This is a genomic window from Cupriavidus sp. GW823-FHT07B10 (assembly GCF_058794355.1).
Genome location: NZ_JBXAGS010000010.1, coordinates 191353 through 213812, shown reverse-complemented (window position 1 = coordinate 213812; position 22460 = coordinate 191353). Strand labels below are relative to the sequence as shown.

Below are 22460 nucleotides of genomic sequence, written 5' to 3'. Positions count from 1 at the left end.
GCCGGCATGACTGAGCTTTCCACGCCCGCCGCAGCGCAAGCGGCACCCGCCACCGCCTCCGTGCCGGAGGCCGTGCGCACGCCCTGGACCGAGTTCTGGCGCAAATTCCGCAAGCAGCACCTGGCGCTGGGCGCCGGTGCCTTCGTGCTGGTGCTGGTGGTGATTGCCATCGTGGCGCCGCATATCGTGCCGTACGACCCGGAGAACTACTTCGACTACGACGCGCTCAACGCCGGCCCGTCGGCCGCGCACTGGATGGGCGTCGATTCGCTCGGACGCGACATCTTCAGCCGCATTCTGGCCGGCGCGCGCATCTCGCTGGCGGCGGGTTTCCTGTCGGTGATCATCGGCGCGCTGATCGGCACCGTGCTGGGCCTGCTGGCGGGCTACTACGAAGGCTGGTGGGACCGCATCGTGATGCGCATTTCCGACGTGCTCTTCGCCTTCCCGGGCATCCTGCTGGCGATCGGCATCGTGGCCATCCTCGGCAACGGCATGACCAACGTGATCTTCGCCGTGGCCATCTTCAGCATCCCGGCGTTTGCGCGGCTGGTGCGCGGCAATACGCTGATGCTCAAGCGGCTGACCTATATCGAGGCGGCGCGCAGCATCGGCGCATCGGACTGGACCATCCTGATGCGGCATATCCTGCCGGGCACGGTGTCGTCGATCGTGGTGTATTTCTCGATGCGGATCGGCACCTCGATCATCACCGCGGCCAGCCTGTCGTTCCTGGGGCTGGGCGCGCAGCCGCCCACGCCGGAATGGGGCGCGATGCTCAACGAAGCGCGCGCCGACATGGTGACCGCGCCGCACGTGGCGATCTTCCCCAGCCTGGCGATCTTCCTGACCGTGCTGGCCTTCAACCTGCTGGGCGACGGCCTGCGCGATGCGCTCGACCCCAAGATCGACCGCCGTTGAACCTGAGCCGCTGAACATGACCGCATCGACAACGGGCGTGCCACGTGTCGGCAGCCTGCCGGCAGGTCCGCTGGACAGCATCGCCGACGTGGCCGGCGTGACCGTCGGCCATTGCACGCTGGCGGATGGCGCCGTGCAGACCGGCGTCACCGTGATCCGTCCGCATGGCGGCGATCCGTACCGCGACAAGGTGCCCGCCGCGGCCACGGTGCTCAACGGCTTTGGCAAGAGCATCGGGCTGGTGCAGGTGGACGAACTGGGCGTGCTGGAAACCCCGCTGGCGCTGACCAATACCTTTTCGGTCGGCGCGGTCGCGCAGGCGCAGATCCGTGCGGCGGTGGCGGCCAATCCGGAGATCGGCCGCGCGCTGCCGACCGTCAATGCGCTGGTGTTCGAGTGCAATGACGGCTACCTGAACGATATCCAGCGCATGGCGGTGGAGGGCAGCCACTATGAGGCGGCCCTGGCCGGTGCCGGTCATGACGTCGCGCAGGGAGCGGTCGGTGCCGGACGCGGCATGTCGGCATTCGGCGTCAAGGGTGGTATCGGCACTGCTTCACGCCTGGCCGGTGGCTATCGCGTGGGCGCGCTGGTGCTGGCCAATTTCGGCACGCCGGAATCGTTGACCGTGGCCGGCCGGCTGGCCGGTCCGGAACTGGTGCAGCGCCTGGCGCAGCCCGACACCGCGGCGCAACCGGAAAAGGGATCGATCATCATGATCCTCGCCACCGACGCCCCGCTGGATGCGCGCCAGCTGCGCCGGCTGTCGCTGCGCGCCGGCGCCGGGCTGGCGCGTACTGGCTCGGTGTTCGGGCATGGCTCGGGCGATATCGCAGTCGCGTTCTCGAGCGCGTATACCGTGCCGCACGACACCGCCCGGCCGATGCCGGCCGTCGCCATGCTGCATGAAACCCATCTCGACCCGCTGTTCCGCGCCGCGGCCGACAGCGTCGAGCAAGCCATCCTGCATGCCCTGTGGCATGCCGCACCGGTGCAGGGCCGCGACGGCCACGGCCGGCGCGCACTGCTGGACGTGATGCCCGAACTGGGCCAAACCGCCTGATGAAGATCCTTGTTTCCACCGATATCGAAGGCGTGGCTGGCGTCTTCCACGCCGAACAGACGCGCCCCGGCAACGGCGAATACGAACGCGCCCGCGCCTGGATGACCGGCGAAGCCAATGCCGCGGTCGATGGTGCCTTTGCCGGCGGCGCGACTGAAGTACTGGTCAACGATTCGCACGGCGGCTTCCGCAACCTGCTGCCGGACCAGCTCGATCCGCGCGCGCGGGTGGTGCTTGGCAAGCCGCGCTACCTTGGCATGATGGCCGGCGTCGAGGCCGGAGTCGACGGCGTGCTGATGATCGGCTACCACGGCCGCGCCCAGAGCCGCGGCGTGCTGGCGCACACCATCAACAGCGGCGCGTTTGCGCGGGTCTGGCTCAACGGCAAGGAACTGGGCGAGGCGGGCCTGTACGCCGCGCTGGCCGGCGAGTTCGGCGCTCCGGTGCTGATGGCAAGCGGCGACGATGTCTTCGTGCAGGAAACCCATGCGCTGATGCCGTGGGTGCGCTATGTCGAGACCAAGTCAGCGGACGGCTTCGGCAGCGGCACCTCGCTGTCGCCGGCGGCGGCGCGCGAGGCCATTGCCGCGGCGGCCGCAACCGCGGTGCGCGAACGCGCGCAGGCGCAATGCCTGCACATCGCCGCGCCGGTGACTTGCACCCTGCAGACCCTGACGCCCGCGCACGCGGACCTGTTCTGCCAGTGGCCGGCGCTGGAGCGCCGCGACGGCGTGACGCTGTCCTTCCAGGCCGATTCGGTCCAGGCGGCGGTGCGCATGCTGAACTGCCTGTCGGCGATGTCGTTCATGCTGAAGTAGGGCAGGGCAGATTCGCCGGGGCGGTCGCGCAGATCGGCGACAATGGCGGGTCTAGCAATTCAGGTATGAGCCGCAACGCATGACCCAGGCACACGACGGGGGCTGGATCCCCGTGCGCAAGGACTTCGTCGACCCCGCCACGCGCTGCCATGCGCGGGGCGCGAGCCGCCGCCACCATGGCTTTCCGACCGGGCAGGCTTATATCCTGCGCGACGCCGCAGGGCATGAATACCCCTTTGGCGACGACTGCGCGCGTGCCGCGGTGCCGCATCCGGGCCTGCTGCTGCAGGTGCCGGACTACACCGAGCGCGATGTGGTGCCGCGCACGGCCTTGCCCGAGGTGGCGCCCCCGGCCCGCCGGCGCGATCCCGGCCAGGCGCAGGCCGCCGAGCGCGCCGCCGCGATCCGCTACCTGGTGCTGCGCATGGAGAAGGTGGCCGCGGTGCCGCGCGTGCAGCCGACAGTGCGTTTCCCGGCGCTTGAGGGCGTCTACGAGCAGTACCAGCGCACCGGCGACATCGGCATGGCGCAAGTGCGCCGCATCCTGGCGATCGAGCGCAGCCCGTCCACCCCGCCGCGGCTGCGCGCCACCAACCTGCTGGACGTCTATACCGCGCATATCAAGCTGGAATGGCTGATCGCGGGGTCCAACAGCGTCGACAACATCCGCTTCCTGCGCAGTCTGCACGACTGGCTGGCCCGTCACCTGGTGCTGACCGCCGGCCAGCTGGCCGCGGCCGGGATCGAGATGCATCCGCAGGCGTTCACCGCGCCCGGCATCTGGGGGCCGGGGACAGAGCCCGCGCCGGCATCGCCCGGGTACGCATCCGGATCGCTGTTTTAGCTGCGGGTGGCAAGACCTGCGGATTTGGCGTCTAATGCCTGCATCGCATCAGCCGGTCACGCCATGAGCCATTTTTCTCGCAGCTACGCCGAAGCCCGCCAGAAGTTCCTTGACGCCGCGCGCACGGCCGGGGCCGCGCTGGCCCAGTTCCCGCACCCCACCAAGCGCGGCAGTGCCGGCGAGGACCTCGCCATCGACGTGGCGCTGGCCGGTCCGGCCGACGCCCGCCGCTGCCTGATGGTGACCTCGGGCACGCACGGCGCCGAAGGCTTCGCCGGATCCGGCGCGCAGGTGACGATGCTGCACGACGCCGCGCTGCTTGCCGATTGCGCCGCCGCCGACACCAGCCTGCTGCTGGTGCATGCGATCAATCCCTACGGTTTTTCCCACCTGCGCCGGGTCAACGAGGACAACGTCGACCTGAACCGCAATTTCATGGACTTCACCCAGCCGCTGCCGTACAACGAGGCCTATGCCGAGATCGCGCCGCTGCTGGTGCCGGCGCAATGGCCGCCGTCCGACACCGACCAGGCGCAACTGATGAAGGCCGTTGCCGAGCGCGGCATGCCGTGGTACCAGGCCGCGGTCAGCCGCGGCCAGTACCAGGACCCGGGCGGCATGTTCTACGGCGGCGACAAGGCTGCCTGGAGCAACTACACGCTGTGCCGCATCCTGGCGCGCTTCGGCGCCGGGCGCGAGGCGCTGCGCTGGATCGACGTCCATACCGGACTGGGCCCCTGGGGCTACGGCGAGCCCATCCACATGGGCCCGGACACGCCGGAATCGCTCACGCGCACGCGCGCGATCTGGGGCGCGCGGGTAACCTCGATCTACGATGGCTCGTCGACCTCGGCCAACCTCACCGGCCTGGCCTGGCACGCGGTGCTGCAGACCCTGCCCACCATCGACTACGCCGGCATCGCGCTTGAGTTCGGCACGCTGCCGGTGGGCGAGGTGCTGGACGCGCTGCGCGGCGACCACTGGCTGCACCAGCACCCGGAAGCCGACGAAAACCAGCGCGCGCTGGTCCGCCAGGCGATGTGGCGTGCCTTCTATGGCGATACCGACGACTGGCGCGAGGGCGTGGTGGCGCAGGTGACCGACGCAGTGCGGGACACCATTGCCTCGGCCTAGCCGGCTCTGGCCGCAAGCGCCTTCTGGTAATGTCTCGACGTTGGCGGTAGAGTGCTGAGCCAGGCACTGCCGCCATGCCTTGGCCGGCACGAGCAGCAGCCGCGCCGCGGTCAGAAAACTACCAGAAACAAGACGGAAGAGGTCGGGGCAGGCCCGGGCGCATGATCCTGCGCGTCGCCGCGGCCTGGCGCACGGCGTCGCTTCCGGCATCAGCTCGGCAGGGAGGCCGGTGCGATGACCCTCTATGAACTGAAGCCCAGGTTCCAGGCCCGGTTGCGCCCCATGGTGCAGGACCTGGCGCAGCGCGGCGTGACTGCCAACCAGGTGACGCTGGCCGCCGCGGCCGGCTCCCTGGCGGTGGGGGTGCTGGCCACGCTGGGCATGCTGGTGGCCGAGACCCCGGCGCTGTTCCTGCTGCTCCCTCTATGGTTATTCCTGCGCATGGCGCTCAACGCCGTCGACGGCATGCTGGCGCGCGAGCACGGCCAGCAGAGCGTGCTGGGTGCCTACCTGAACGAGCTTGGCGACATTGCCTCGGACCTGGCGCTGATCCTGCCGCTGGCCGCGCTGCCGGACTTCAGCCTGGGCCAGGTCGGCACCTTCGCGCTGCTGGCGGTGATCGTCGAGGCCACCGGGCTGATCGGCCCGCTGGCCGGGGCCAGCCGGCGCTACGACGGCCCGCTGGGCAAGAGCGACCGCGCCTTCGCGGTCGGCGCGATCGCGCTGTGGGCCGGTGTTGGCCTGGGCTTTGGCGCGGCCGCCAGCTGGCTGTGGCTGGTGCTGTCGCTGCTGTCGCTGTTTACGATTGCCAACCGGGTGCGCCGCGGTGTCGCCGAGGCCCAGTCCCGCACAGCGGAGTAGCGAGATGGACCGACCGTCGACGCGCCAGCCGCAAGAGCGGCAATTCGAGACCCACGACCGCCAGACGCTGTTCTATCGGCACTGGCCGGCGGTGGAGGGCCCGGCGCGCGGCGCCGTGGTGTTGTTCCATCGCGGCCATGAGCATTCCGGCCGGGTCGCCCACCTGGCCGATGAACTGAACCTGCCCGGCTACGAGATCTTTGCCTGGGATGCGCGCGGCCACGGCCGTTCGCCCGGCGAGCGCGGCTACAGCCCCAGCCTGGCGGACTCGGTGCGCGATATCCAGACCTTCACCACCCATATCGCCGAGGTCCACGGCATCCCGCTGGAACGCACCGCGGTGATCGCGCAGAGCGTGGGCGCGGTGCTGGCCGCCACCTGGGTGCACGACTACGCGCCGCCGATCCGCGCGCTGGTGCTGGCCTCGCCCGCGTTCAAGGTCAAGCTCTACGTGCCCTTTGCGCGGCCGGGGCTGAAGCTGATGCAGCGCCTGCGCGGCAAGTTCTTCGTCAACAGCTACGTCAAGGCCAAGTTCCTCACGCACGATCCCGAGCGCATCGCCAGCTACGACAGCGATCCGCTGATCACGCGCCCGATCGCGGTCAATATCCTGCTGGACCTGTACGACACGGCGGAGCGCATCGTCGCCGATGCCGCGGCGATCACGGTGCCGACGCAGCTGCTGATCTCCGGCGCCGACTGGGTCGTGCATCGCGGGCCGCAGGACCGCTTCTATGAGCGCCTGGGTGCGCGCACCAAGGAGCGCATCGTGCTGGACGGCTTCTATCACGACACGCTCGGTGAGCGCGACCGCAAGCTGGCGGTCGATGCCGCGCGCCGCTTTATCCTGCGCGAATTCGACATGCCGTCGGCGCCGCGCTCGCTGCTCGATGCCGACCAGATCGGCCCGTTCCGCGAGGAATCCGACCGCCTGGCGTCGGCGCCTGTCGGGCTGGCCGCCTGGTACTGGCGCGCGGCGCGGGCCAACCTGAAGCTGGGCGGAATACTGTCGGACGGGGTGCGGCTGGGCCATGAGACCGGCTTCGACTCGGGCTCGACGCTCGACTATGTTTACCGCAACGCCCCCTCGGGCCGCGGCAAGCTGGGCCGGCTGGCCGACCAGCAGTACCTGGACGCGATCGGCTGGCGCGGCATCCGCCAGCGCAAGGTCCACGCCGAGGCCCTGATCGCCGAGGCCGTGCGGCGGCTGCGCGCGGGCGGCATGCCGGTGCGGATTGTCGACATCGCCGCCGGGCACGGGCGCTATGTGCTTGAGGCGCTGGGCGCGCTGGATGGCGGCGCCGCGGTGGTCGAGTCGATCCTGTTGCGCGACTACAGCCCGCTGAACGTCGAGCAGGGCCGCGCCCTGATCGCCGCCAAGGACCTCGCGGACGTGGCCCGCTTCGAGCAGGGCGATGCCTTCGACGGCGACAGCCTGGCGGCGCTGGCACCGGCGCCGACACTGGCGGTGGTTTCCGGCCTGTACGAACTGTTTCCCGACAACGCGATGGTGCGGCGCTCGCTCGAGGGCCTGGCGCGCGCGGTGCCGCCCGGCGGCTACCTGGTCTACACCGGCCAGCCCTGGCATCCGCAGCTGGAATTCATCGCGCGCGCGCTCACCAGCCACCGCGCCGGCGCCGCCTGGGTGATGCGCCGCCGCTCGCAGGCCGAGATGGACGAACTGGTGCGGGCCGCTGGCTTTGACAAGGTGACCCAGCGCATCGACCCGTGGGGCATCTTCACCGTCAGCCTGGCGCGCAGGCGCGGCGCATGAGCACGGTGCCGACGGAGGTTGGCGCCGGGGCGCATTCGCAGCTGCCTGCAGGCAACCGGCCCTGGGGGCTGGCCTGCCTGCTGCTGGCGCTGGCCGGCGCGTTCTTTTTCTCCAGCTACGGCTTTGCCAACTGGCTGGCGAGCCAGCGCGCCAACGTTCCGGCGGTCTATTTCGAATGGGAGCAGGGGATCCCGTTCCTGCCGTGGACCATCGTGCCGTACTGGTCGATCGACCTGCTGTACGGCATCTCCTTCTTCCTGTGGCGCACGCGCGCGGCGCTGCTCACGCACGTCAGGCGGTTGGTACTGGCGCAGCTGGTGTCGGTGGCGTGCTTTATCGCCTTCCCGCTGCGCTTCAGCTTTGCCCGGCCCGAGGCCGACGGCCTGCCGGGCCAGCTGTTCACGCTGCTGGGCGGTTTCGACCTGCCGTTCAACCAGGCGCCGTCGCTGCATATCAGCCTGCTGGTGATCCTGTGGGTCGCCTTTGCGGCGCACCTGCGCGGCGGCTGGCGCTGGCTGCTGCACGGCTGGTTTGCGCTGATCGGGGTCTCGGTGCTGACCACCTGGCAGCACCACCTGATCGATGTGCCCACCGGCGCGCTGGTGGGCTGGCTGTGCGTTTACCTGTTCCCGATGCAACGGCCCGCTGCCGGCGCGCCGGATGCGCGCACGCGCCAGCTGTCGCGCCGCTACACCGTGGGCGCGCTGGTGGGGTTGCTGTGCGCGGTGCTGGCGGTGGGTGCGTCGGTGACGCTGGCGTTGCTGCTGTTGTGGGCCGCGCTGGCGCTGGCCTGCGTCGCCCGGATCTACGCGCTGGCCGCGCCGGCGTGGTTCCAGAAGGACGGCGATGGGATGATGGCCCCGGCCGCGCGCTGGGTGCTGGCGCCGTACCTGCTGGGCGCCTTCCTCAATTCGCGCTGGTGGACGCGGCGCGCGCCGCAGCCCAGTGCCATCGCGGACGGCATCTGGGTTGGCCGCTTCCCGACCTGCGCCGAACTGCGCGCGATCGGGGCGGACGCCGTCCTCGACCTGACCGCCGAACTGTCGCGCGCAGCCACCGACCCGGCGCTTGCGTATCGTTGCGTGCCGGTACTGGACCTGACCGTGCCGACGCCGGAGCAGTTGGACAAGGCCGTGGCTCAACTCGACGCCTGGCAGCGGCAGGGCCGCCGCGTGCTGGTCAGCTGCGCGCTCGGCTATTCGCGCAGCGCGCTGGTTGCCGCCGCATGGCTGGCGCGCCGGCAGGGACTGCGCGACGCCGGCGCTGCGCTGGCGTTGCTGCGCGAGCATCGCCCGGCGGTGGTGCTCGGGCGCGAACATGCTGAGGCGCTGCAACGCTGCCTGGACCGTCCCGCCATGCCGGAGCCCGATGATGGCCGCTGAGTTCACGCAAGGCACTGATGCCTGGATCGCGCACGCCGTCGCCGGGGCGCTGTCGGGCGCCGTGTGGATCGGCGCGGCCGGGCTGGCTTTCGGCGTGGCCACGGTATGGCTGGGGGTGGCCACGCCGGTCCCGCGCGTGCTGGCGGCCGCGTCGCTGCTGCTGGCGCTGCCCCAGGTCTGGCTGTTGCTGCGCGTTGCCATCGACCGCCGGCTGTTCGATGCGCTCGCGGCCGGGCGGCAGGACCAGCCCGACCTGGCCGGATTGGACGCCGCGCTGCTCGAACTGGGCTGGATGCCGGCGCAGCGCGCCGGCCGTCCGTTGCCGGACCGCGCCCGCGGTGCGCTGCGGCTGGTGCGCGCCAGCGCCGCGCTGACTGTGTGCCAGCTGGCGCTGGCATTGCTGACCGTGATCCTGAGGTAACCAACCATGTGGCTTGCCCGCGCGACCGCGCGCGCCATCATCGTCTTCGCCCGGCTGCTGACCGGCATGCGCGCCAACTGGCAGGGCTGCATCCCCGCCGCGGTGCAGCGCGTCTACTTTGCCAACCACAGCAGCCACGGCGACTTCGTGCTGGTCTGGGGCTGCCTGCCGCCCGACCTGCGCACAGTCACGCGCCCGGTGGCCGGTGCCGACTACTGGGATCGCTCGTCGCTGCGGCGCTTTATCGGCCGCGACGTATTCCACGCGCTGCTGATCGACCGCACCCGCAGCGAACCAGGCAGCGACCCGGTGGCGCTGATGCACGGCGCGCTGGCATCCGGCGACTCGCTGATCCTGTTTCCCGAAGGCACGCGCAATACCACCGACGCGCGCCTGCTGCCGTTCAAGAGCGGCATCTACCACCTGGCGCGGGCCTGCCCCGGGGTGGAGTTCGTGCCGGTGTGGATCGACAACCTCAACCGCGTGATGCCCAAGGGCGAAGTCGTGCCGGTGCCGCTGCTGTGCACCGTCACCTTTGGGCAGCCGGTGCTGCTGGCCGCCGAGGACAGCAAGGAAGCCTTCCTTGCGCGCTGCCGCGACGGCCTGCTCGCGCTTGCCCCGGAGCTGGAATGACCGCCATGCCCACTTTGCACTGGAGCCCCGAGACCTGGCTGCTGTTCGGCGGACTGTTCGGCGTGCTGCTGCTGGCCTCCACCGTGACCGCGCTGCTGCGCTGGCGGGTGGCGGGCGGCGGCCAGCACGCGGTGATCGACAACCTGGCGCAGCGCGTCTGGGCCTGGTGGTGGATGATCGGCATCATGGGCGTGGCCTTTGCGCTGGGCCGCACCGCGGTGATCGTGCTGTTCTACCTGCTCTCGTTCTTCGCGCTGCGCGAGTTCGTCACCATCATCACCACGCGGCGCGGCGACCATCACGCCATCGTCGCCGCCTTTTTCGTGTTCCTGCCGCTGCAGTACGTGCTGGTCTATATCGGCTGGTACGGCATGTTCTCGATCCTGATCCCGGTCTATGCCTTCCTGATCCTGCCGATCCTGGCGGCGCTGTCGTCCGAGACCACGCGCTTCCTGGAGCGCTGCGCCGGAGTGCAGTGGGCGGTGATGGTGTGCGTGTTCTGCATCTCGCACGTGCCGGCGCTGCTGACGCTGCCGATCCCGGGCTTTGAAGGCCGCAACCTGCTGCTGATCGCCTTCCTGGTGATCGTGGTGCAGGGCAGCGACGTGCTGCAGTATGTGTGGGGCAAGCTGTGCGGCAAGCGCAAGATCGCGCCGCTGCTGTCGCCGTCCAAGACCGTCGAGGGCTTTGTCGGCGGCGTGGCCAGTGCCACCGCGCTGGGCGCGGCGCTGTGGTGGATCACGCCGTTCTCGCCGTGGCAGGCCGGCGCGATTGCGCTGGTGATTGCGCTGATGGGTTTCCTCGGCGGGCTGGTGATGTCGGCGATCAAGCGCGACCGCGGCATCAAGGACTGGGGCCATATGATCCAGGGCCACGGCGGCATGCTGGACCGGCTGGACTCAGTGGTGTTCGCCGCGCCGGTGTTCTTCCATATCACCCGCTACTGGTGGGTGCCCTGAGCACCCCGGCCCTCACAGCTCCATCTCTTCGCACCACGCCACCACTGCATCGCGGAAGTCCTGGCAGATCGGCGACAGGTAGCCATCGGCGCGCCACAGCACGGCCAGCTCATGCTGCCACGACATGCCTGGCGCCTCGATCGCGGCCAGCCCCTGGCCCTCGGCCTGGTGCAGCATGCGCGGCGGCATGATGCCGAGCAGGTCCGAGTGCCGTAGCAGCTCGCCGAAGGCCACCGGCGACGCCGTGCTTTCCACCGCCACGCGCGGCGGCGGCAGCCCGACCGAGGTAAACCGTTCCTCCAGCCACTGGCGCAGGTAGAGCGAACTCGCCGGCACCACCCAGCGCTCGCCGCTCAGGTCGGCCAGCGTGCGGAAGCCCTCGCGGCGCGGATGGCCGGTGCGGGACACGATCTGCATGGTCAGCGGACCGAGCGGCAGCCAGGCAATGTCCGGCGGCAGGCTGGTCGGGCGCGCGCCCAGGATCAGGTCGGCCTCGCCGTTCTGCAGCATCGCCATCAGGCGCGCGCTCAGGTGGGTCTCGATCGAGAACGTGGCCAGCGGCCGGCTCAGGAAGAAGCGGGCCAGCAGCGGCGACAGCAGCGACGGCAGCAGGTAGGGGATGGCGCCCAGGCGCACCGTGCCCGCGCGCGCCGCGCGCTGCTCGGCCAGTTCGTTGCGCATGTCGCCCGCCGCCAGCGCGATCCGGCGCGCATGGGCGGCCAGGGTGCGGCCCACGCTGGTCGGCACCAGCCCGCGCGGGGTGCGCTCGAACAAGGGCATGCCGGCTTCGCCTTCCAGCCGCGCCAGCGTCTTGGACAGGCCGGACTGGGTCATGCCGAGGGTGTCGGCGGCGCGGTGCAGGTTGCCTTGCTCGATGACAACCAGGAAGGCTTCAAGATCCTCGAATCGCATGGGGCGTGATGGCGCTGGGGTCGGTGCGGGCCATTGTAGCGCCGCACCTCCCCCGCGCCGGTCACGCAGGGCTTACTGCGGCTCAGGCCATTGCCGCTGGGGTTCCGAGGCGCGCTCGAACCAGTGCGCCAGCTGCAGCACGCCCAGGTCGTCAAAGCGCCGGCCGGAGATCTGCAGCCCGATGGGCAGGCCGTCGCGCGACATGCCGCAGGGGATCGATGCCGCGGGCTGTTCGGAGTGGTTGAACACCGCTGTGAAGTGAGAGTCCTTGAGCGGCAGGTCGCCGCCGCTGTTGATGGCATCGGCGGCGAAGGGCAGCACCGGTGACACCGGCGAGATCACGAAATCATAGGGCTGGGTCGCGGCCACGGTGGCCTCGCGCAGCTGCTGCATGCGCGTGAAGGCCTGGAAGGTCTGCTCCGGCGTGAGCGTGCCGGCAAACTCGGCGGCCTTGCGGATGTAGCCTGCCGCCAGGCTGGCGCGCTCCGGCGGCATCCCGGCCAGGTCGACCCGGCAGCGCATGGTGAAGAAGTGCGCCATGCCGATGCGCATGTCCATGGTGGTCCAGTCGCGCACGGGTTCGACCACGGCACCGCCTTGCTCGAACAGGTGCGCTGCCGCCAGCACCGCCGTGCGGACTTCGGCATCGACCTGCCAGTCGCCGCTCGGGTCCAGCCACAGGCCGATGCGCAGCCCGCGGATATCGCGCTCAAGCTGCTGCCAGGCGATGTCCTGCGGAGGCAGGCTCATGTAGTCGCGGGCATCGGGGCGCGAGATCGCCTGCATCGCCAGCGCGGCGTCGGCCACGGTGCGCGTCAGCGGGCCGATCACGCGCGCGGCGGCTGGCGGATGGACCGGCACGCGGCCATGGCTGGGCTTCAGGCCGAAAACGCCGCAGAAGCTGGCGGGAATACGCACCGAGCCGCCGATATCCGTGCCCAGGTGGAGCGGGCCGTAGCCCGCCGCAGCCGCGGCGCCGGCGCCGGAACTGGAGCCGCCGGTGTTGCGGTCCAGCTTCCACGGGTTGCGCGTGAGCGGATGGAAGCTGGACGGCGCCGCGCCCAGGAAGCCGAAATCCGGCATGGTGGTCTTGCCGACCACGATTGCGCCGGCCTCGAGCAGGCGCGCCGCGGCCGGCGCATCGGCCGGTGCCGGCGCCAGCACGGTGGCGGCGCTGCCGAGCGGCACCGGCGTGCCGCGCGTGGCGATGTTCTCCTTCAGCGTCACCGGCACGCCGTCGAGCGGGCCGTTCGGGGTGCCGGCCAGCCAGCGCGCCTCGGCGCTGCGCGCGGCGGCCAGCGCTTGCTCGGCATGCACCACGTACATCGCACGGATGCCGGGCTCCCAGTGTTCGATGCGGTCCAGCACCGACTGCATGACTTCGACCGGGGAGAGTTCGCGCTGGCGGTAGTTGCTGAGCAGCTCGGCGGCGCTGAGTGCGTAGAGCGGAGTCTTCATTGTCTTTTCCGAGAGGGTTGGCTGGCGCTTGGGAATCTGCATGGCCGCGTTACTGCACACCGAACGGGTAATGGCGTCCCGGCGCGGCGGCCAGCAGCGCGCGGGTGTAGTCCTGGCGCGGCGACAGCACGACGTCGCGCGTGGCGCCTTGCTCGACCACGCGGCCCTTGTGCATGACGATCAGGCGGTCGCACACCTGGCTGGCCACGCGCAGGTCGTGGGTGATGAAGAGGATGCCGATGGCAAGCCGCTGCTGGATATCGGCCAGCAGCTTCAGGATCTGCGCCTGCACCGAGACGTCCAGTGCCGACACCGCTTCATCGGCGATCAGCACGCGCGGCTCGCACGCCAGCGCGCGGGCAATGCAGATGCGCTGGCGCTGGCCGCCGGAGAACTCGCTCGGGTAGCGGTGCAGCGCGTCGGGCCGCAGCCGCACCAGTTCCATCAGCGACTCGGCGCGTTGCCACGCCTGCGCGGGCGTCGCGCCGAAATTGACCGCGCCTTCGACGATTGACTGGCCCACCGTGCGGCGCGGATTGAGCGAGCGGTTGGGGTCCTGGAACACCACCTGCACCATGCGCCGGAATGCGGACAGCTGCGCGCGGCGCGGCAGTTGCTGCGCGGATTCGGGCAGCACCTGGATATTGCCCGCGGACGGTTCGATCAGCCGCGCGATGCAGCGCGCCACCGTGGACTTGCCCGAGCCGGACTCGCCCACGATGCCGACGGTCTCGCCCGCCCGCACCTGCAATGACACATCGGTGGCCGCCTCGACCACGCGGCGCCGGCCCGGCCAGGCTCCCGAGACATAGGTCTTGCCGATGCCGCTGGCGTCGAGCAGCAACGCTCGCTGCGCCACCGACGGGCGCTGCGCGGGCTCCAGTCCCGGCACGGCATTGAGCAGCATGCGGGTGTAGTCCGCCTCGGGCTGGCGCAAGACCCGGTCTTTCGGCCCGCTTTCCACCTGGCGGCCAAGCTGCAGCACCACCACCCGGTCGGCAATGTCGGCGACCACGCCGAAGTCGTGCGTGATGAACAGCACCGCGGTCTGGTTCTCGTGCTGCAGTTCGCGCACCAGTGCCAGGATCTCGGCCTGCGTGGTCACGTCCAGCGCGGTGGTGGGCTCATCGCACACCAGCAGGGCCGGGCGCAGGATCAGCGCCATGGCGATGACGATGCGCTGGCGCTGCCCACCGGACAGCTGGTGCGGATAGGCGTCGTAGATCCGCTCGGGATCCGGCAGCCGCACGCGCGCAAAGATCGACAGCACGCGCTCGCGCCGCTGCGCGGCGCCCAGGCTGGTGTGCTGCGCCAGCATTTCCTCGACCTGCCGGCCGCAGCGCATGACCGGGTTCAGCGCGGTCATGGGTTCCTGGAACACCATGGCCACGCCGGTGCCGCGCAGTTCGCGCCGGCGTGCGGGGGTGGCCGCCAGCAGGTCTTCGCTGGCCAGCGCGATGCTGCCGCCTGAGACCTTCAGGCCTTCGGGCAGCAAGCCCATCACCGCGCGCGCGACCACGGACTTGCCTGAGCCCGATTCGCCCAGCAGGCAGACCACTTCGCCCGGCATGACGTCGAAGGAAACCCCCTGGACCGCATGCGGCCGGTCGGCGCCGGGCGGCAGGTCGATGCGCAGGTCGCGCACGCGCAGGCAGGGCGTGGCCGAGTCCGCGGCCGCGGACTCGGTCGTGTTCGTTGGCATCATCAGGCACTCCGCTTGCTGAACTTGGGGTCGAGGGTGTCGCGCAGGCCGTCGCCGAGCATGTTGACGGCCAGCACCGTTACCGCCAGGAAGGCGCCGGGCAGCAGCACGCTGTGCGGATGCGCGGTGAAATGGGCGCGCCCCTCGGCCATGATGTTTCCCCAGGTGGGGATGTCGGTGGGCAGGCCGATGCCGAGGAAGGACATCACCGCTTCCACCAGCATCGCGCCGGCGCAGATAAAGGTGCCCTGCACCAGCAGCGGCGCGATGGTGTTCGGCAGGATGTGGCGCAGCATCAGTTTCCAGGTCGGCGTATCGAGCGCGATGGCGGCCTCGACATAAGGCTCTTCACGTACCGACAGCACCACCGATCGGACCAGGCGCGCCACGCGCGGCGTGTCGGGCACGGTCATGGCCACGATCACCGTCAGCAGGCTGGGCCGCCAGGCGGCCACCAGCACGATGGCGAAGAGGATGCCGGGGATGGCCATCATGCCGTCCATCACGCGCATGATGAAGCCGTCCAGCCAGCGCACATAGCCCGATACCAGCCCGACCGCCAGCCCCAGCAGCACCGAGGCCAGCGCCACCGACACCCCGACCGCCAGCGAGACCCGCGCGCCGTACAACGTGCGGCTCCAGATGTCGCGGCCCAGGCTGTCGGTGCCCAGCGGGAACAGGCGTTCGAAGGCATCGCCGGCCAGCGTCACGATCTCGGCGCGCGTGAAGGGGGCCAGCTGGCTGCTGGCGGGGTCCATGGTGTTGGGATCGATGGTGTAGAGCCAGGGCGCGGCCACGCCAAGGAACAGCATCAGGCCGAGGATGGTGCCGCCGGCGCGCACGGCACCGTTGGCCAGCACCGCGCGCAGCCGCGAGGGACGGGCGCCGGTGCCGGGCGGGGCGGATTCGATGGCAGTGGTGAGTGAGGTCATGGGGCCGGGTTTCCGTGGGAGATATCAGTAGCGAATGCGGGGATCGAGCAGCAGATAGCTCGCGTCCACCAGCAGGTTGATGACCACGTACGAGACCGAGAAGAACAGCGTGATGCCCTGGATCAGCGGGTAGTCGCGCGACAGCACGGCATCCACTGTGAGCTGGCCGACACCGGGAATGGCGTAGATGCTCTCGGTCACGACCACGCCGCCGATCAGGCCGGCCACGCTCAGCCCGATCACGGTGGCGATCGGCACCGCGGCATTGGCCAGCGCATGGCGCGTCAGCATGCGCCACTCCGGAATGCCCTTGGCGCGCGCGGTCTGCACGAAGTCCTCGGTCAGTGCTTCGGACACGGCGGCGCGGGTCGTGCGCGCCACCAGCGCGCACGACATCACCGACAGCGTGACGCAGGGCAGGGCCAGGTTGCGCAGCCATGGCCAGATGCCGTCGGCCAGGCGGCTGTAGCCCTGCGACGGCAGCCAGCCCAGGTGCAGCGAGAACACCCAGATCATCAGGTAGCCGGCCACGAAGATCGGCACCGAGAAGCCCAGCACGGAGCCGCCCATCACCAGGCGGTCGAGCCAGCGGCCGCGCCGGTAGGCCGCCAGCGTGCCCAGCGGCACCGCCGTCAGCACGGTCAGCACGATGGTCAGCGCCGCCACCGAGAGCGTGGGCTCCAGCCGCTGCGCGATCAGCGTGGTCACGGGCATCTTGTAGAAGAAGGAATAGCCCAGGTCGCCGCCCAGCACGTGGCCGAGCCAGCCGATGAACTGGCGCGGCAGCGCTTGATCCAGCCCGAGCTGGGTGCGGATGCGGGCGATGTCTTCCACGCTGGCGGCGTCGCCGGCAATGGCCGCGGCCGGGTCGCCGGGGGTCAGCCGCAGCAGCGTGAAGACGATGACAGCCACCACCGCCAGCACTGGCACGGTGGCCAGGCTGCGGCGGACCAGGAAATTCATCATGGCACTACCTCGTTGGGGGAAAGGGAGGTCAGCAGGCTGGCGGCACGGCAGCCGGGACCGCGGGCGCCGTAGCGGGCTATTGCTTGCGCACGTTCCAGTACAGCACCGCCGGTGCCGGCAGCAGGCCGCTGATCGCACCGCTGCGCACCACGGTGGGCGCCTTGCCTTCGCCGACGGGCGCCAGGATGCCGTTTTCGATGGCGCGCAGCTGGATCCTGGTGGCGATGTCCTTGCGCTGCGCGGCGTCCGCGGCTTCGATGAAGCGGGTCTTGAGGGTTTCCAGCTCGGCGTCTTCCGGCCAGCCGAAGTAGCCGCGGTCGCCGTTGCCGGTCAGCGGGCTGTAGGTGATGGGGCTGCTGGCGTCGACGCCGCCCCAGAAGGTGATGTAGGCATTCCAGCCGCCTTTCTCGGGCGGTTCCTTCCTGGTGCGGCGCGTGATCAGGGTGCTCCAGTCGGTGGCCTGCACGTCGACATTGAAGCCCACCTGCCTGAGCAGCTGGCCGTAGACCACCGGCAGGCGGCTCAGCGCGGGGGCATCGCCCGGCAGCATGATCACCACTGGCTTGCCGTCATAGCCGGACTCCTTGAGCAGCTTGCGCGCCTGTTCGAACTGCGGCTTGCCGGTGAAGAAGCCGGTCTGGTCGCTGGCATAGGGCGAGCCGCACAGGTAGATCGAGGCGCACGGCTTGTAGAAGTCGCGGTAGGTGGCCTGCGCGCGCAGCATCGCTTCCTGGTTGATCGCCAGCATCGCGGCCTTGCGCACCCTGGCGTCATTGAACGGCGGCACCTTGTGGTTGTAGATCACGGTGAAGGGGCCGGCGGGCATGATGTCGAACATCTGCACCCGCTTGTCGGTGCGCAGTTGCGGATAGTGCGATGACGGCACGACCTCGAGGATATCCACCTCGCCGTTGAGCAGCGCGTTTACCTGGGTCTGCGTATCGCGCAGGAACACCCATTCGACGCGGTCGACGTGCACGGCCTTGCCGCCGGCCAGGCCGGACGGCGCATCCTTGCGCGGCACATAGTCGGGATTGCGACGGTAGACCACGCGGTCGCCGGGCCGGAAGTCCTCCTTCTTCAGCGTGAAGGGGCCGGAGCCGGTCAGGTCGTCGATCTGCTTGTCGGCAGGCGTCTCGGCGACACGCTTGGGCATGATGAACGGCACCAGCGGGCTGGGCTTGCCCAGCGCATCCAGCACTGCGCCGAAGGGCTGGCGGAAAGTCATGCGCACCGTGGCCGGGCCTTCGGCAGTGATGCTGGCCATGGCTTCATACATGCGCTGGCCCAGCACGTCGCGCTTGCCCCAGCGCGCCAGCGAGGCGATTACGTCCTGCGCGGTGACCGGCGTGCCGTCATGGAACTTGAGCCCTGGCCGCAGCGTGAAGGTCCAGGTCTTGTTGTCGGCGCTGGTGCTGGTCTTGTCCACCATCTGCGGCCGGATCACGCCCTTCTCGTCCATGCCGAACAGGGTGTCGTAGATCATGAGGCCATGGTTGCGCGTGATGTTCGCGGTGGTCCAGACCGGGTCCAGGATCTTCAGGTCGGACGACGGCACGGTGCGCAGCACGGTCTCGGCGATTGCGCTGCCGGCGGACATGCATGCCAGGGCGCACAACGCGACGGCACCGGCACGGCGAAGCGGGATTGCAGACATCATGGTCATCATCTCTCGGGGGCGGGGTGGGGGGGACAAAGGGCGCCGGTCAGGGCGTGGTGGTGCCGCGCTCGCGCAGCTTCTGGAGATACCGCTCGAAGGACTCGCGCGAAGCGGCCTCGGCTTCGATCAGCTTGACCAGCGTGGCGCGCAGCGCGTCGATCTCGGCCGGCGTCAGGCAGTGCAGGAAGCCCGCTTCCAGCTCGATGCCGAGCGGCTCGGCGCGCCGCACCAGGTCGACGCCGGCCTCGCTCAGGAACAGGCACACCTGGCGCGCGTCTTCCGTGCTGATCTCGCGCTGCACCAGGTCGCGCTTGACCAGCGCGCCAACCAGCTTGGACGCCAGCGTCTTCTCGATCGCAGACTGCTGCACCAGCTGGCCCATGGTGATGCCGGGCGTCGATCCGATCATCCGCAGCAGGCGGATGTCCCGCAGCGAGACCCCGAATTTCTCTTCATACACGCGCGAGCCGCGTTCGCGCGTGCGCTCGGCGGCCATGTCGAGCAGGATGTTGATGTAGTCGGACTTGAGCCGGAGAGCGCGTGGCATGAATAGATGAAAAATTCGATAGTTGAAAATTTCAACGAATAATAGTGACCGGCGAGGGGGCTGGGCCATGAGGGATTTCCCGGGGTAGGGCAATGCGGCGCTGCGCCATGCCTGGCAGGACTTGGCCCGCGCCGCGCGGGAATCACGCCGGGCGGGGTGCTGGCCTAGACTGCGTTGGCATCCCTCGCGCACCGCACTCCCGCGGGCACCACAGAAGGGAGCCAGAACAGGAGACACACCGATGCAACACCGTTCCGCACGGCTGCGCGCAGCCGTGGCCGCCATGCTGCTGGCGGCCATCCCGGCGGCAGTCTGCGCCGCCGATTCCGCCTCCGCCGAGCCCTATCCGTCGCGCCCGCTCACCATCGTGGTGCCGTCGGTGGCGGGCAATGTGAACGACGCCGTGGCGCGGCTGATCGGGCAGGAACTGACCAGGAGCTGGGGCCAGCCGGTCATCGTCGACAACAAGCCTGGCGCGGGCACCACCACGGGTACCAAGTACGTTGCCCGCGCAGCAAAGGACGGTTACACCGCGCTGTTGACCTTCACTGCGCACGTGCAGAACCCGTCGCTGTACCGGGGTATCGGCTATGACCCGATCGCGGACTTCACGCCGGTCAGCGAGGTGGCGATCTCGTCCACCATCCTGGCGGTGTCGCCGGACTTCCCGGCGCGCACGCTGCCGGAGGTGGTGGCGCTGCTCAAGGCCAATCCCGGCAAGTATCCGTACGGGTCGTATGGCGCGGGGACGACCGGCCATATCCTGGGAGAGTTGCTCAAGCGCGAGGCCGGGCTGCAGATGGAACACGTCGCCTACAAGGGCGGCGCGCCGCTGGCCACCGACCTGGCGGCCGGCCATGTGAAGCTGGGCTTTATTGCCGTGGGCACGGCCATGCCGCTGCTGCAGGGCGGCAAGCTGGCGCCGGTGGCGATCGCTGGCGCGGAGCGTTCGGCGCTGCTGCCCAAGGTGCCGACCTTCCGGGAGGCCGGCTACAAGGGCTTCGAGCCCGATGCGTGGATGGGCCTGCTGTTCCCCGCCGGCGTGCCGAAAGCACGGGTCGATGCCCTGTCGCGCGAGGTCGCGCGCATCGTGCACCTGCCGGAAATCGCGAAGAAGATGCAGGAACTGAACCTGGTGCCGGTCGGCAGCACGCCGGAAGCCTTCGCCACGGTGATGAAGAACGACCGCGACAAATGGAGCCGCATCATCAGCGATGTCGGCATCACGCTCGAATGACAGGAGTCCCGATGCAAGAGACCGATTACCTGGGGCTGGTCTGCTCCCGCTGGTGCCACTGGAGCGAGCTGGAACTGCAACGCCTGCCGCGCCAGCCGCTGGCGCCGGGCCAGGTGCGCATCCGTGTGCGCCATGCCGGCGTGGGCTTTGCGCTGAGCCTGTTTGTGTCCGGCAAGTACCAGCGCAAGCCGCCGCTGCCGTTCATCCCCGGCACCGAGGCCGCGGGCGAAATCATCGAGGTGGCGCCTGATGTCACGCGGCTGCGCCCGGGCCAGCGCGTGGCCGCGGCGCTGGACTGGGGCGGCTTCGCCGAGGAAGCGGTGGCCATGGCCGACACGGTCTATCCGGTGCCTGACGGGCTGGAGCTGGCCCAGGCGGCGGCGCTGCCCATCACCTATGGCACGGTCTGGGCGGCGCTGGCCTGGCGCGCCGCGCTGCAGCCGGGCGAAACCATGCTGGTCCATGGCGCCAGCGGCGCGCTGGGCACGGCCGCGGTACAGGTGGGCCGGCTGATGGGCGCGCGCGTGATCGCCACCGCCAGCACCGAGGCCAAGCGCGAGGCGGCGCTGCGCAACGGCGCCGCGCATGCGCTGCCGTCCGACGCGGCCACGCTGGCGGCAGCGGTCAAGGCGCTGTGCCCCGCGGGCGGGGCCGACGTGGTGTTCGATCCGGTCGGCGGCGATCTCTTCGACGCCTCGCTGCGCTGCGCGGCGCCGGGCGCGCGGCTGCTGTCGATCGGCTATGCCAGCGGGCGCATCCCGGAGGTGCCGGCCAACCTGCTGCTGGTGAAGAACCTGACCCTGATCGGCTTCAACTACGGCTACTACATCGGCTGGGGCCTGACCGACGAGCGCCGGCGCTTTGCGCAGCCGGTGCAGGCGATGGTGGCCGAGATCATGCAGGCGGCAGCCAGCGGCAAGCTGGCGCCGCCCGTGCTGCAGCACTTCCCGCTGAACGACTGGCTCAACGCCGTCGACACCACGATGTCGCGCCGCGCCATCGGCAAGGTCATGCTGGATATCTGAACGGAGGGCACGACATGCACCATGCACAAGTGGCAACGGACGATGCCATGTTCGACGGCCTGATCGTGCTCGACCTGAGCCAGGGCATCGCCGGCCCGTACTGCGGCCTGATCCTGCGCCAGCAGGGCGCGCGCGTGGTCAAGGTGGAGCCGCCGGGAGGCGACTGGTCGCGGCAGATGGGACGCATCCGCGCCGGCCAGACCGCGATCGCGGTCGCCTGCAACGCCGGCAAGGAGAGCGTGCTGCTGGACGCGCGCAGCGACAGCGGCCGGGCCGCCATCGCCAGGCTGGCGCAGCAGGCCGACGTGGTGATCCAGAACTTCCGCCCCGGCGTGGCCGAGCGCATGGGCGTTGGCTACGAGGCGCTGGCCGCGCGCAACCCGGCGCTGGTCTATGTCTCGATCTCTGGCTACGGCCATGCCGGCCCGATGGCGAACATGCCGGCGGTGGACACCACCATGCAGGCCTTCAGCGGCCTGATGCACCTGAACCGCGACAGCGCCGGCCAGCCGCGCCGCATCGCCTTCTACATGGTCGACCTGAGCACCGGGCTCTATGCGGCCCAGCATGCGTCGGCAGCGCTGTACAAGGCCGCGCGCAACGGCCGCGGCCGGCACGTGCGGCTGTCGCTGCTGGAGACCAGTGCCGCGCTGCAGTCCTACCTGATGGTGGATGACGCCATGTTCCCCGATGCGGAACTGGCCGTGGCCAATGCGCCCACCGGGCTGTTCGATGCGGCCGATGGCCGGCTGTACCTGAGCATGCTCAACGACGCCATGTTCGTGCGGCTGGCAACGCTGCTGGGTTTCGACGACTGGCTGGCCGATATCACGCTGCACACCAGCGCCGGCCGTCTGCCGCGCGCGGCGGAGCTGGGCCGGCGCGTGGCGCAGGCGATTGCAGCACAGCCGCTGTCGCATTGGGAGGCGCTGCTGACCGAGCACGATGTGCTGTTCGCGCGCGTGGGCCATGCACGGGACCTGCCGCAGAGCGCGCAATGCGCGCAGGCGGGCGTGTTCGGCCGGCTGCCGCTGGCTGGGATCGGCGAAGTGCCGTGGGCCAACCTGCCAGGCATGGCAGGATCGGAACGGCCGGCAGGGAATGCGCCGGCGCTGGGCCAGCATACCGAAGCGGTGCTGGCGGAGTTCGGCATCGGCACCTGAAAGCGGCGCCGGAAAAGAAAAACGGACGGTGCGCAATGCGTACCGTCC

General features: G+C 70.0%; 21 protein-coding genes. 14 read left to right on the top strand and 7 right to left on the bottom strand.

Going from position 1 to position 22460, the window contains the following annotated elements; genetic code table 11:
* The first annotated feature begins 6 nt into the window (after nt 1-6).
* The 11 genes from gsiD (at nt 7) to AC1Q6V_RS21465 (ending at nt 10810) form a co-directional block, all read left to right on the top strand.
* Complete coding sequence (gene gsiD / locus AC1Q6V_RS21515) at nt 7-921, top strand: glutathione ABC transporter permease GsiD (RefSeq protein WP_439667974.1); 915 nt, start codon at nt 7-9, stop codon at nt 919-921.
* Nucleotides 922-937: 16 nt separating this feature from the next.
* Nucleotides 938-1984 (top strand): DmpA family aminopeptidase, encoded by a 1047-nt coding sequence (locus AC1Q6V_RS21510; protein WP_010814209.1) that lies wholly within the window; start codon nt 938-940, stop codon nt 1982-1984.
* The gene (locus tag AC1Q6V_RS21505) at nt 1984-2802 is read left to right on the top strand and encodes a M55 family metallopeptidase (RefSeq protein WP_058697983.1); all 819 of its coding nucleotides are present in this window, start codon (nt 1984-1986) and stop codon (nt 2800-2802) included. Before AC1Q6V_RS21510 ends, AC1Q6V_RS21505 begins: the two co-directional genes overlap by 1 nt.
* Before the next feature lie 79 nt (nt 2803-2881).
* Nucleotides 2882-3646, top strand: coding sequence for a hypothetical protein (locus AC1Q6V_RS21500; RefSeq protein WP_010814207.1), 765 nt, complete (start codon nt 2882-2884; stop codon nt 3644-3646).
* Between the two features lie 63 nt (nt 3647-3709).
* Nucleotides 3710-4780: a M14 family metallopeptidase gene (locus AC1Q6V_RS21495; protein WP_454749066.1), complete on the top strand. Its 1071-nt coding sequence runs from the start codon at nt 3710-3712 to the stop codon at nt 4778-4780.
* 234 nt (nt 4781-5014) lie between these two features.
* On the top strand, nt 5015-5641 hold the full coding sequence (locus AC1Q6V_RS21490; protein ID WP_454749065.1) for a CDP-alcohol phosphatidyltransferase family protein: 627 nt from the start codon (nt 5015-5017) through the stop codon (nt 5639-5641).
* Nucleotides 5642-5645: 4 nt separating this feature from the next.
* On the top strand, nt 5646-7415 hold the full coding sequence (locus AC1Q6V_RS21485) for a bifunctional alpha/beta hydrolase/class I SAM-dependent methyltransferase (RefSeq protein WP_454749064.1): 1770 nt from the start codon (nt 5646-5648) through the stop codon (nt 7413-7415).
* A complete protein-coding gene (locus tag AC1Q6V_RS21480) occupies nt 7412-8797 on the top strand; it encodes a phosphatase PAP2/dual specificity phosphatase family protein (protein WP_454749063.1) in 1386 nt (461 codons plus the stop codon). Before AC1Q6V_RS21485 ends, AC1Q6V_RS21480 begins: the two co-directional genes overlap by 4 nt.
* Nucleotides 8784-9218, top strand: a complete 435-nt coding sequence (locus AC1Q6V_RS21475) for a hypothetical protein (RefSeq protein ID WP_231881345.1) — start codon at nt 8784-8786, stop codon at nt 9216-9218. Before AC1Q6V_RS21480 ends, AC1Q6V_RS21475 begins: the two co-directional genes overlap by 14 nt.
* Before the next feature lie 6 nt (nt 9219-9224).
* Nucleotides 9225-9851, top strand: coding sequence for a lysophospholipid acyltransferase family protein (locus tag AC1Q6V_RS21470; RefSeq protein WP_454749062.1), 627 nt, complete (start codon nt 9225-9227; stop codon nt 9849-9851).
* Entirely contained in the window at nt 9848-10810 is a 963-nt protein-coding gene (locus AC1Q6V_RS21465; RefSeq protein WP_010814200.1) for a phosphatidate cytidylyltransferase, read from the top strand. Before AC1Q6V_RS21470 ends, AC1Q6V_RS21465 begins: the two co-directional genes overlap by 4 nt.
* Nucleotides 10811-10822: 12 nt before the next feature.
* On the opposite strand, the gene AC1Q6V_RS21460 is transcribed toward AC1Q6V_RS21465, so the two are convergent.
* The 7 genes from AC1Q6V_RS21460 to AC1Q6V_RS21430 form a co-directional block, all read right to left on the bottom strand.
* A complete protein-coding gene (locus AC1Q6V_RS21460; RefSeq protein WP_010814199.1) occupies nt 10823-11722 on the bottom strand; it encodes a LysR family transcriptional regulator in 900 nt (299 codons plus the stop codon).
* Nucleotides 11723-11794: 72 nt separating this feature from the next.
* Nucleotides 11795-13180, bottom strand: a complete 1386-nt coding sequence (locus AC1Q6V_RS21455) for an amidase (protein WP_010814198.1) — start codon at nt 13178-13180, stop codon at nt 11795-11797.
* A 49-nt stretch (nt 13181-13229) separates the two neighbouring features.
* Nucleotides 13230-14885, bottom strand: a complete 1656-nt coding sequence (locus AC1Q6V_RS21450) for a dipeptide ABC transporter ATP-binding protein (RefSeq protein WP_010814197.1) — start codon at nt 14883-14885, stop codon at nt 13230-13232.
* Entirely contained in the window at nt 14885-15814 is a 930-nt protein-coding gene (locus AC1Q6V_RS21445; RefSeq protein WP_439670627.1) for an ABC transporter permease, read from the bottom strand. Before AC1Q6V_RS21445 ends, AC1Q6V_RS21450 begins: the two co-directional genes overlap by 1 nt.
* A gap of 24 nt (nt 15815-15838) precedes the next feature.
* Complete coding sequence (locus tag AC1Q6V_RS21440) at nt 15839-16780, bottom strand: ABC transporter permease (protein WP_010814195.1); 942 nt, start codon at nt 16778-16780, stop codon at nt 15839-15841.
* Between the two features lie 76 nt (nt 16781-16856).
* Complete coding sequence (locus AC1Q6V_RS21435; RefSeq protein ID WP_454749061.1) at nt 16857-18440, bottom strand: ABC transporter substrate-binding protein; 1584 nt, start codon at nt 18438-18440, stop codon at nt 16857-16859.
* A gap of 46 nt (nt 18441-18486) precedes the next feature.
* Nucleotides 18487-18987, bottom strand: coding sequence for a MarR family winged helix-turn-helix transcriptional regulator (locus AC1Q6V_RS21430; protein WP_234788219.1), 501 nt, complete (start codon nt 18985-18987; stop codon nt 18487-18489).
* A gap of 241 nt (nt 18988-19228) precedes the next feature.
* Between AC1Q6V_RS21430 and AC1Q6V_RS21425 the strand changes: the two genes are divergently transcribed.
* From AC1Q6V_RS21425 to AC1Q6V_RS21415, 3 genes are read left to right on the top strand one after another with little or no spacing between them, the layout of a single operon-like run.
* Nucleotides 19229-20224 carry a Bug family tripartite tricarboxylate transporter substrate binding protein gene (locus AC1Q6V_RS21425; RefSeq protein WP_058697991.1) on the top strand — a complete coding sequence of 332 codons (996 nt, stop codon included), beginning with the start codon at nt 19229-19231 and terminating at the stop codon, nt 20222-20224.
* A gap of 11 nt (nt 20225-20235) precedes the next feature.
* Nucleotides 20236-21249 (top strand): NADPH:quinone oxidoreductase family protein, encoded by a 1014-nt coding sequence (locus AC1Q6V_RS21420; protein WP_058697992.1) that lies wholly within the window; start codon nt 20236-20238, stop codon nt 21247-21249.
* 14 nt (nt 21250-21263) lie between these two features.
* The gene (locus tag AC1Q6V_RS21415) at nt 21264-22412 is read left to right on the top strand and encodes a CaiB/BaiF CoA transferase family protein (protein ID WP_454749060.1); all 1149 of its coding nucleotides are present in this window, start codon (nt 21264-21266) and stop codon (nt 22410-22412) included.
* Nucleotides 22413-22460 lie beyond the last annotated feature (48 nt).

Excerpts from the sequence above, each read along its gene's own strand:
- gsiD (WP_439667974.1), top strand. The coding sequence starts at position 7 with ATGACTGAGCTTTCCACGCCCGCCGCAGCGCAAGCGGCACCCGCCACC.
- AC1Q6V_RS21510 (WP_010814209.1), top strand. The coding sequence starts at position 938 with ATGACCGCATCGACAACGGGCGTGCCACGTGTCGGCAGCCTGCCGGCA.
- AC1Q6V_RS21505 (WP_058697983.1), top strand. The coding sequence starts at position 1,984 with ATGAAGATCCTTGTTTCCACCGATATCGAAGGCGTGGCTGGCGTCTTC.
- AC1Q6V_RS21500 (WP_010814207.1), top strand. The coding sequence starts at position 2,882 with ATGACCCAGGCACACGACGGGGGCTGGATCCCCGTGCGCAAGGACTTC.
- AC1Q6V_RS21495 (WP_454749066.1), top strand. The coding sequence starts at position 3,710 with ATGAGCCATTTTTCTCGCAGCTACGCCGAAGCCCGCCAGAAGTTCCTT.
- AC1Q6V_RS21490 (WP_454749065.1), top strand. The coding sequence starts at position 5,015 with ATGACCCTCTATGAACTGAAGCCCAGGTTCCAGGCCCGGTTGCGCCCC.
- AC1Q6V_RS21485 (WP_454749064.1), top strand. The coding sequence starts at position 5,646 with ATGGACCGACCGTCGACGCGCCAGCCGCAAGAGCGGCAATTCGAGACC.
- AC1Q6V_RS21480 (WP_454749063.1), top strand. The coding sequence starts at position 7,412 with ATGAGCACGGTGCCGACGGAGGTTGGCGCCGGGGCGCATTCGCAGCTG.
- AC1Q6V_RS21475 (WP_231881345.1), top strand. The coding sequence starts at position 8,784 with ATGATGGCCGCTGAGTTCACGCAAGGCACTGATGCCTGGATCGCGCAC.
- AC1Q6V_RS21470 (WP_454749062.1), top strand. The coding sequence starts at position 9,225 with ATGTGGCTTGCCCGCGCGACCGCGCGCGCCATCATCGTCTTCGCCCGG.
- AC1Q6V_RS21465 (WP_010814200.1), top strand. The coding sequence starts at position 9,848 with ATGACCGCCATGCCCACTTTGCACTGGAGCCCCGAGACCTGGCTGCTG.
- AC1Q6V_RS21460 (WP_010814199.1), bottom strand. The coding sequence starts at position 11,722 with ATGCGATTCGAGGATCTTGAAGCCTTCCTGGTTGTCATCGAGCAAGGC.
- AC1Q6V_RS21455 (WP_010814198.1), bottom strand. The coding sequence starts at position 13,180 with ATGAAGACTCCGCTCTACGCACTCAGCGCCGCCGAGCTGCTCAGCAAC.
- AC1Q6V_RS21450 (WP_010814197.1), bottom strand. The coding sequence starts at position 14,885 with ATGATGCCAACGAACACGACCGAGTCCGCGGCCGCGGACTCGGCCACG.
- AC1Q6V_RS21445 (WP_439670627.1), bottom strand. The coding sequence starts at position 15,814 with ATGACCTCACTCACCACTGCCATCGAATCCGCCCCGCCCGGCACCGGC.
- AC1Q6V_RS21440 (WP_010814195.1), bottom strand. The coding sequence starts at position 16,780 with ATGATGAATTTCCTGGTCCGCCGCAGCCTGGCCACCGTGCCAGTGCTG.
- AC1Q6V_RS21435 (WP_454749061.1), bottom strand. The coding sequence starts at position 18,440 with ATGATGTCTGCAATCCCGCTTCGCCGTGCCGGTGCCGTCGCGTTGTGC.
- AC1Q6V_RS21430 (WP_234788219.1), bottom strand. The coding sequence starts at position 18,987 with ATGCCACGCGCTCTCCGGCTCAAGTCCGACTACATCAACATCCTGCTC.
- AC1Q6V_RS21425 (WP_058697991.1), top strand. The coding sequence starts at position 19,229 with ATGCAACACCGTTCCGCACGGCTGCGCGCAGCCGTGGCCGCCATGCTG.
- AC1Q6V_RS21420 (WP_058697992.1), top strand. The coding sequence starts at position 20,236 with ATGCAAGAGACCGATTACCTGGGGCTGGTCTGCTCCCGCTGGTGCCAC.
- AC1Q6V_RS21415 (WP_454749060.1), top strand. The coding sequence starts at position 21,264 with ATGCACCATGCACAAGTGGCAACGGACGATGCCATGTTCGACGGCCTG.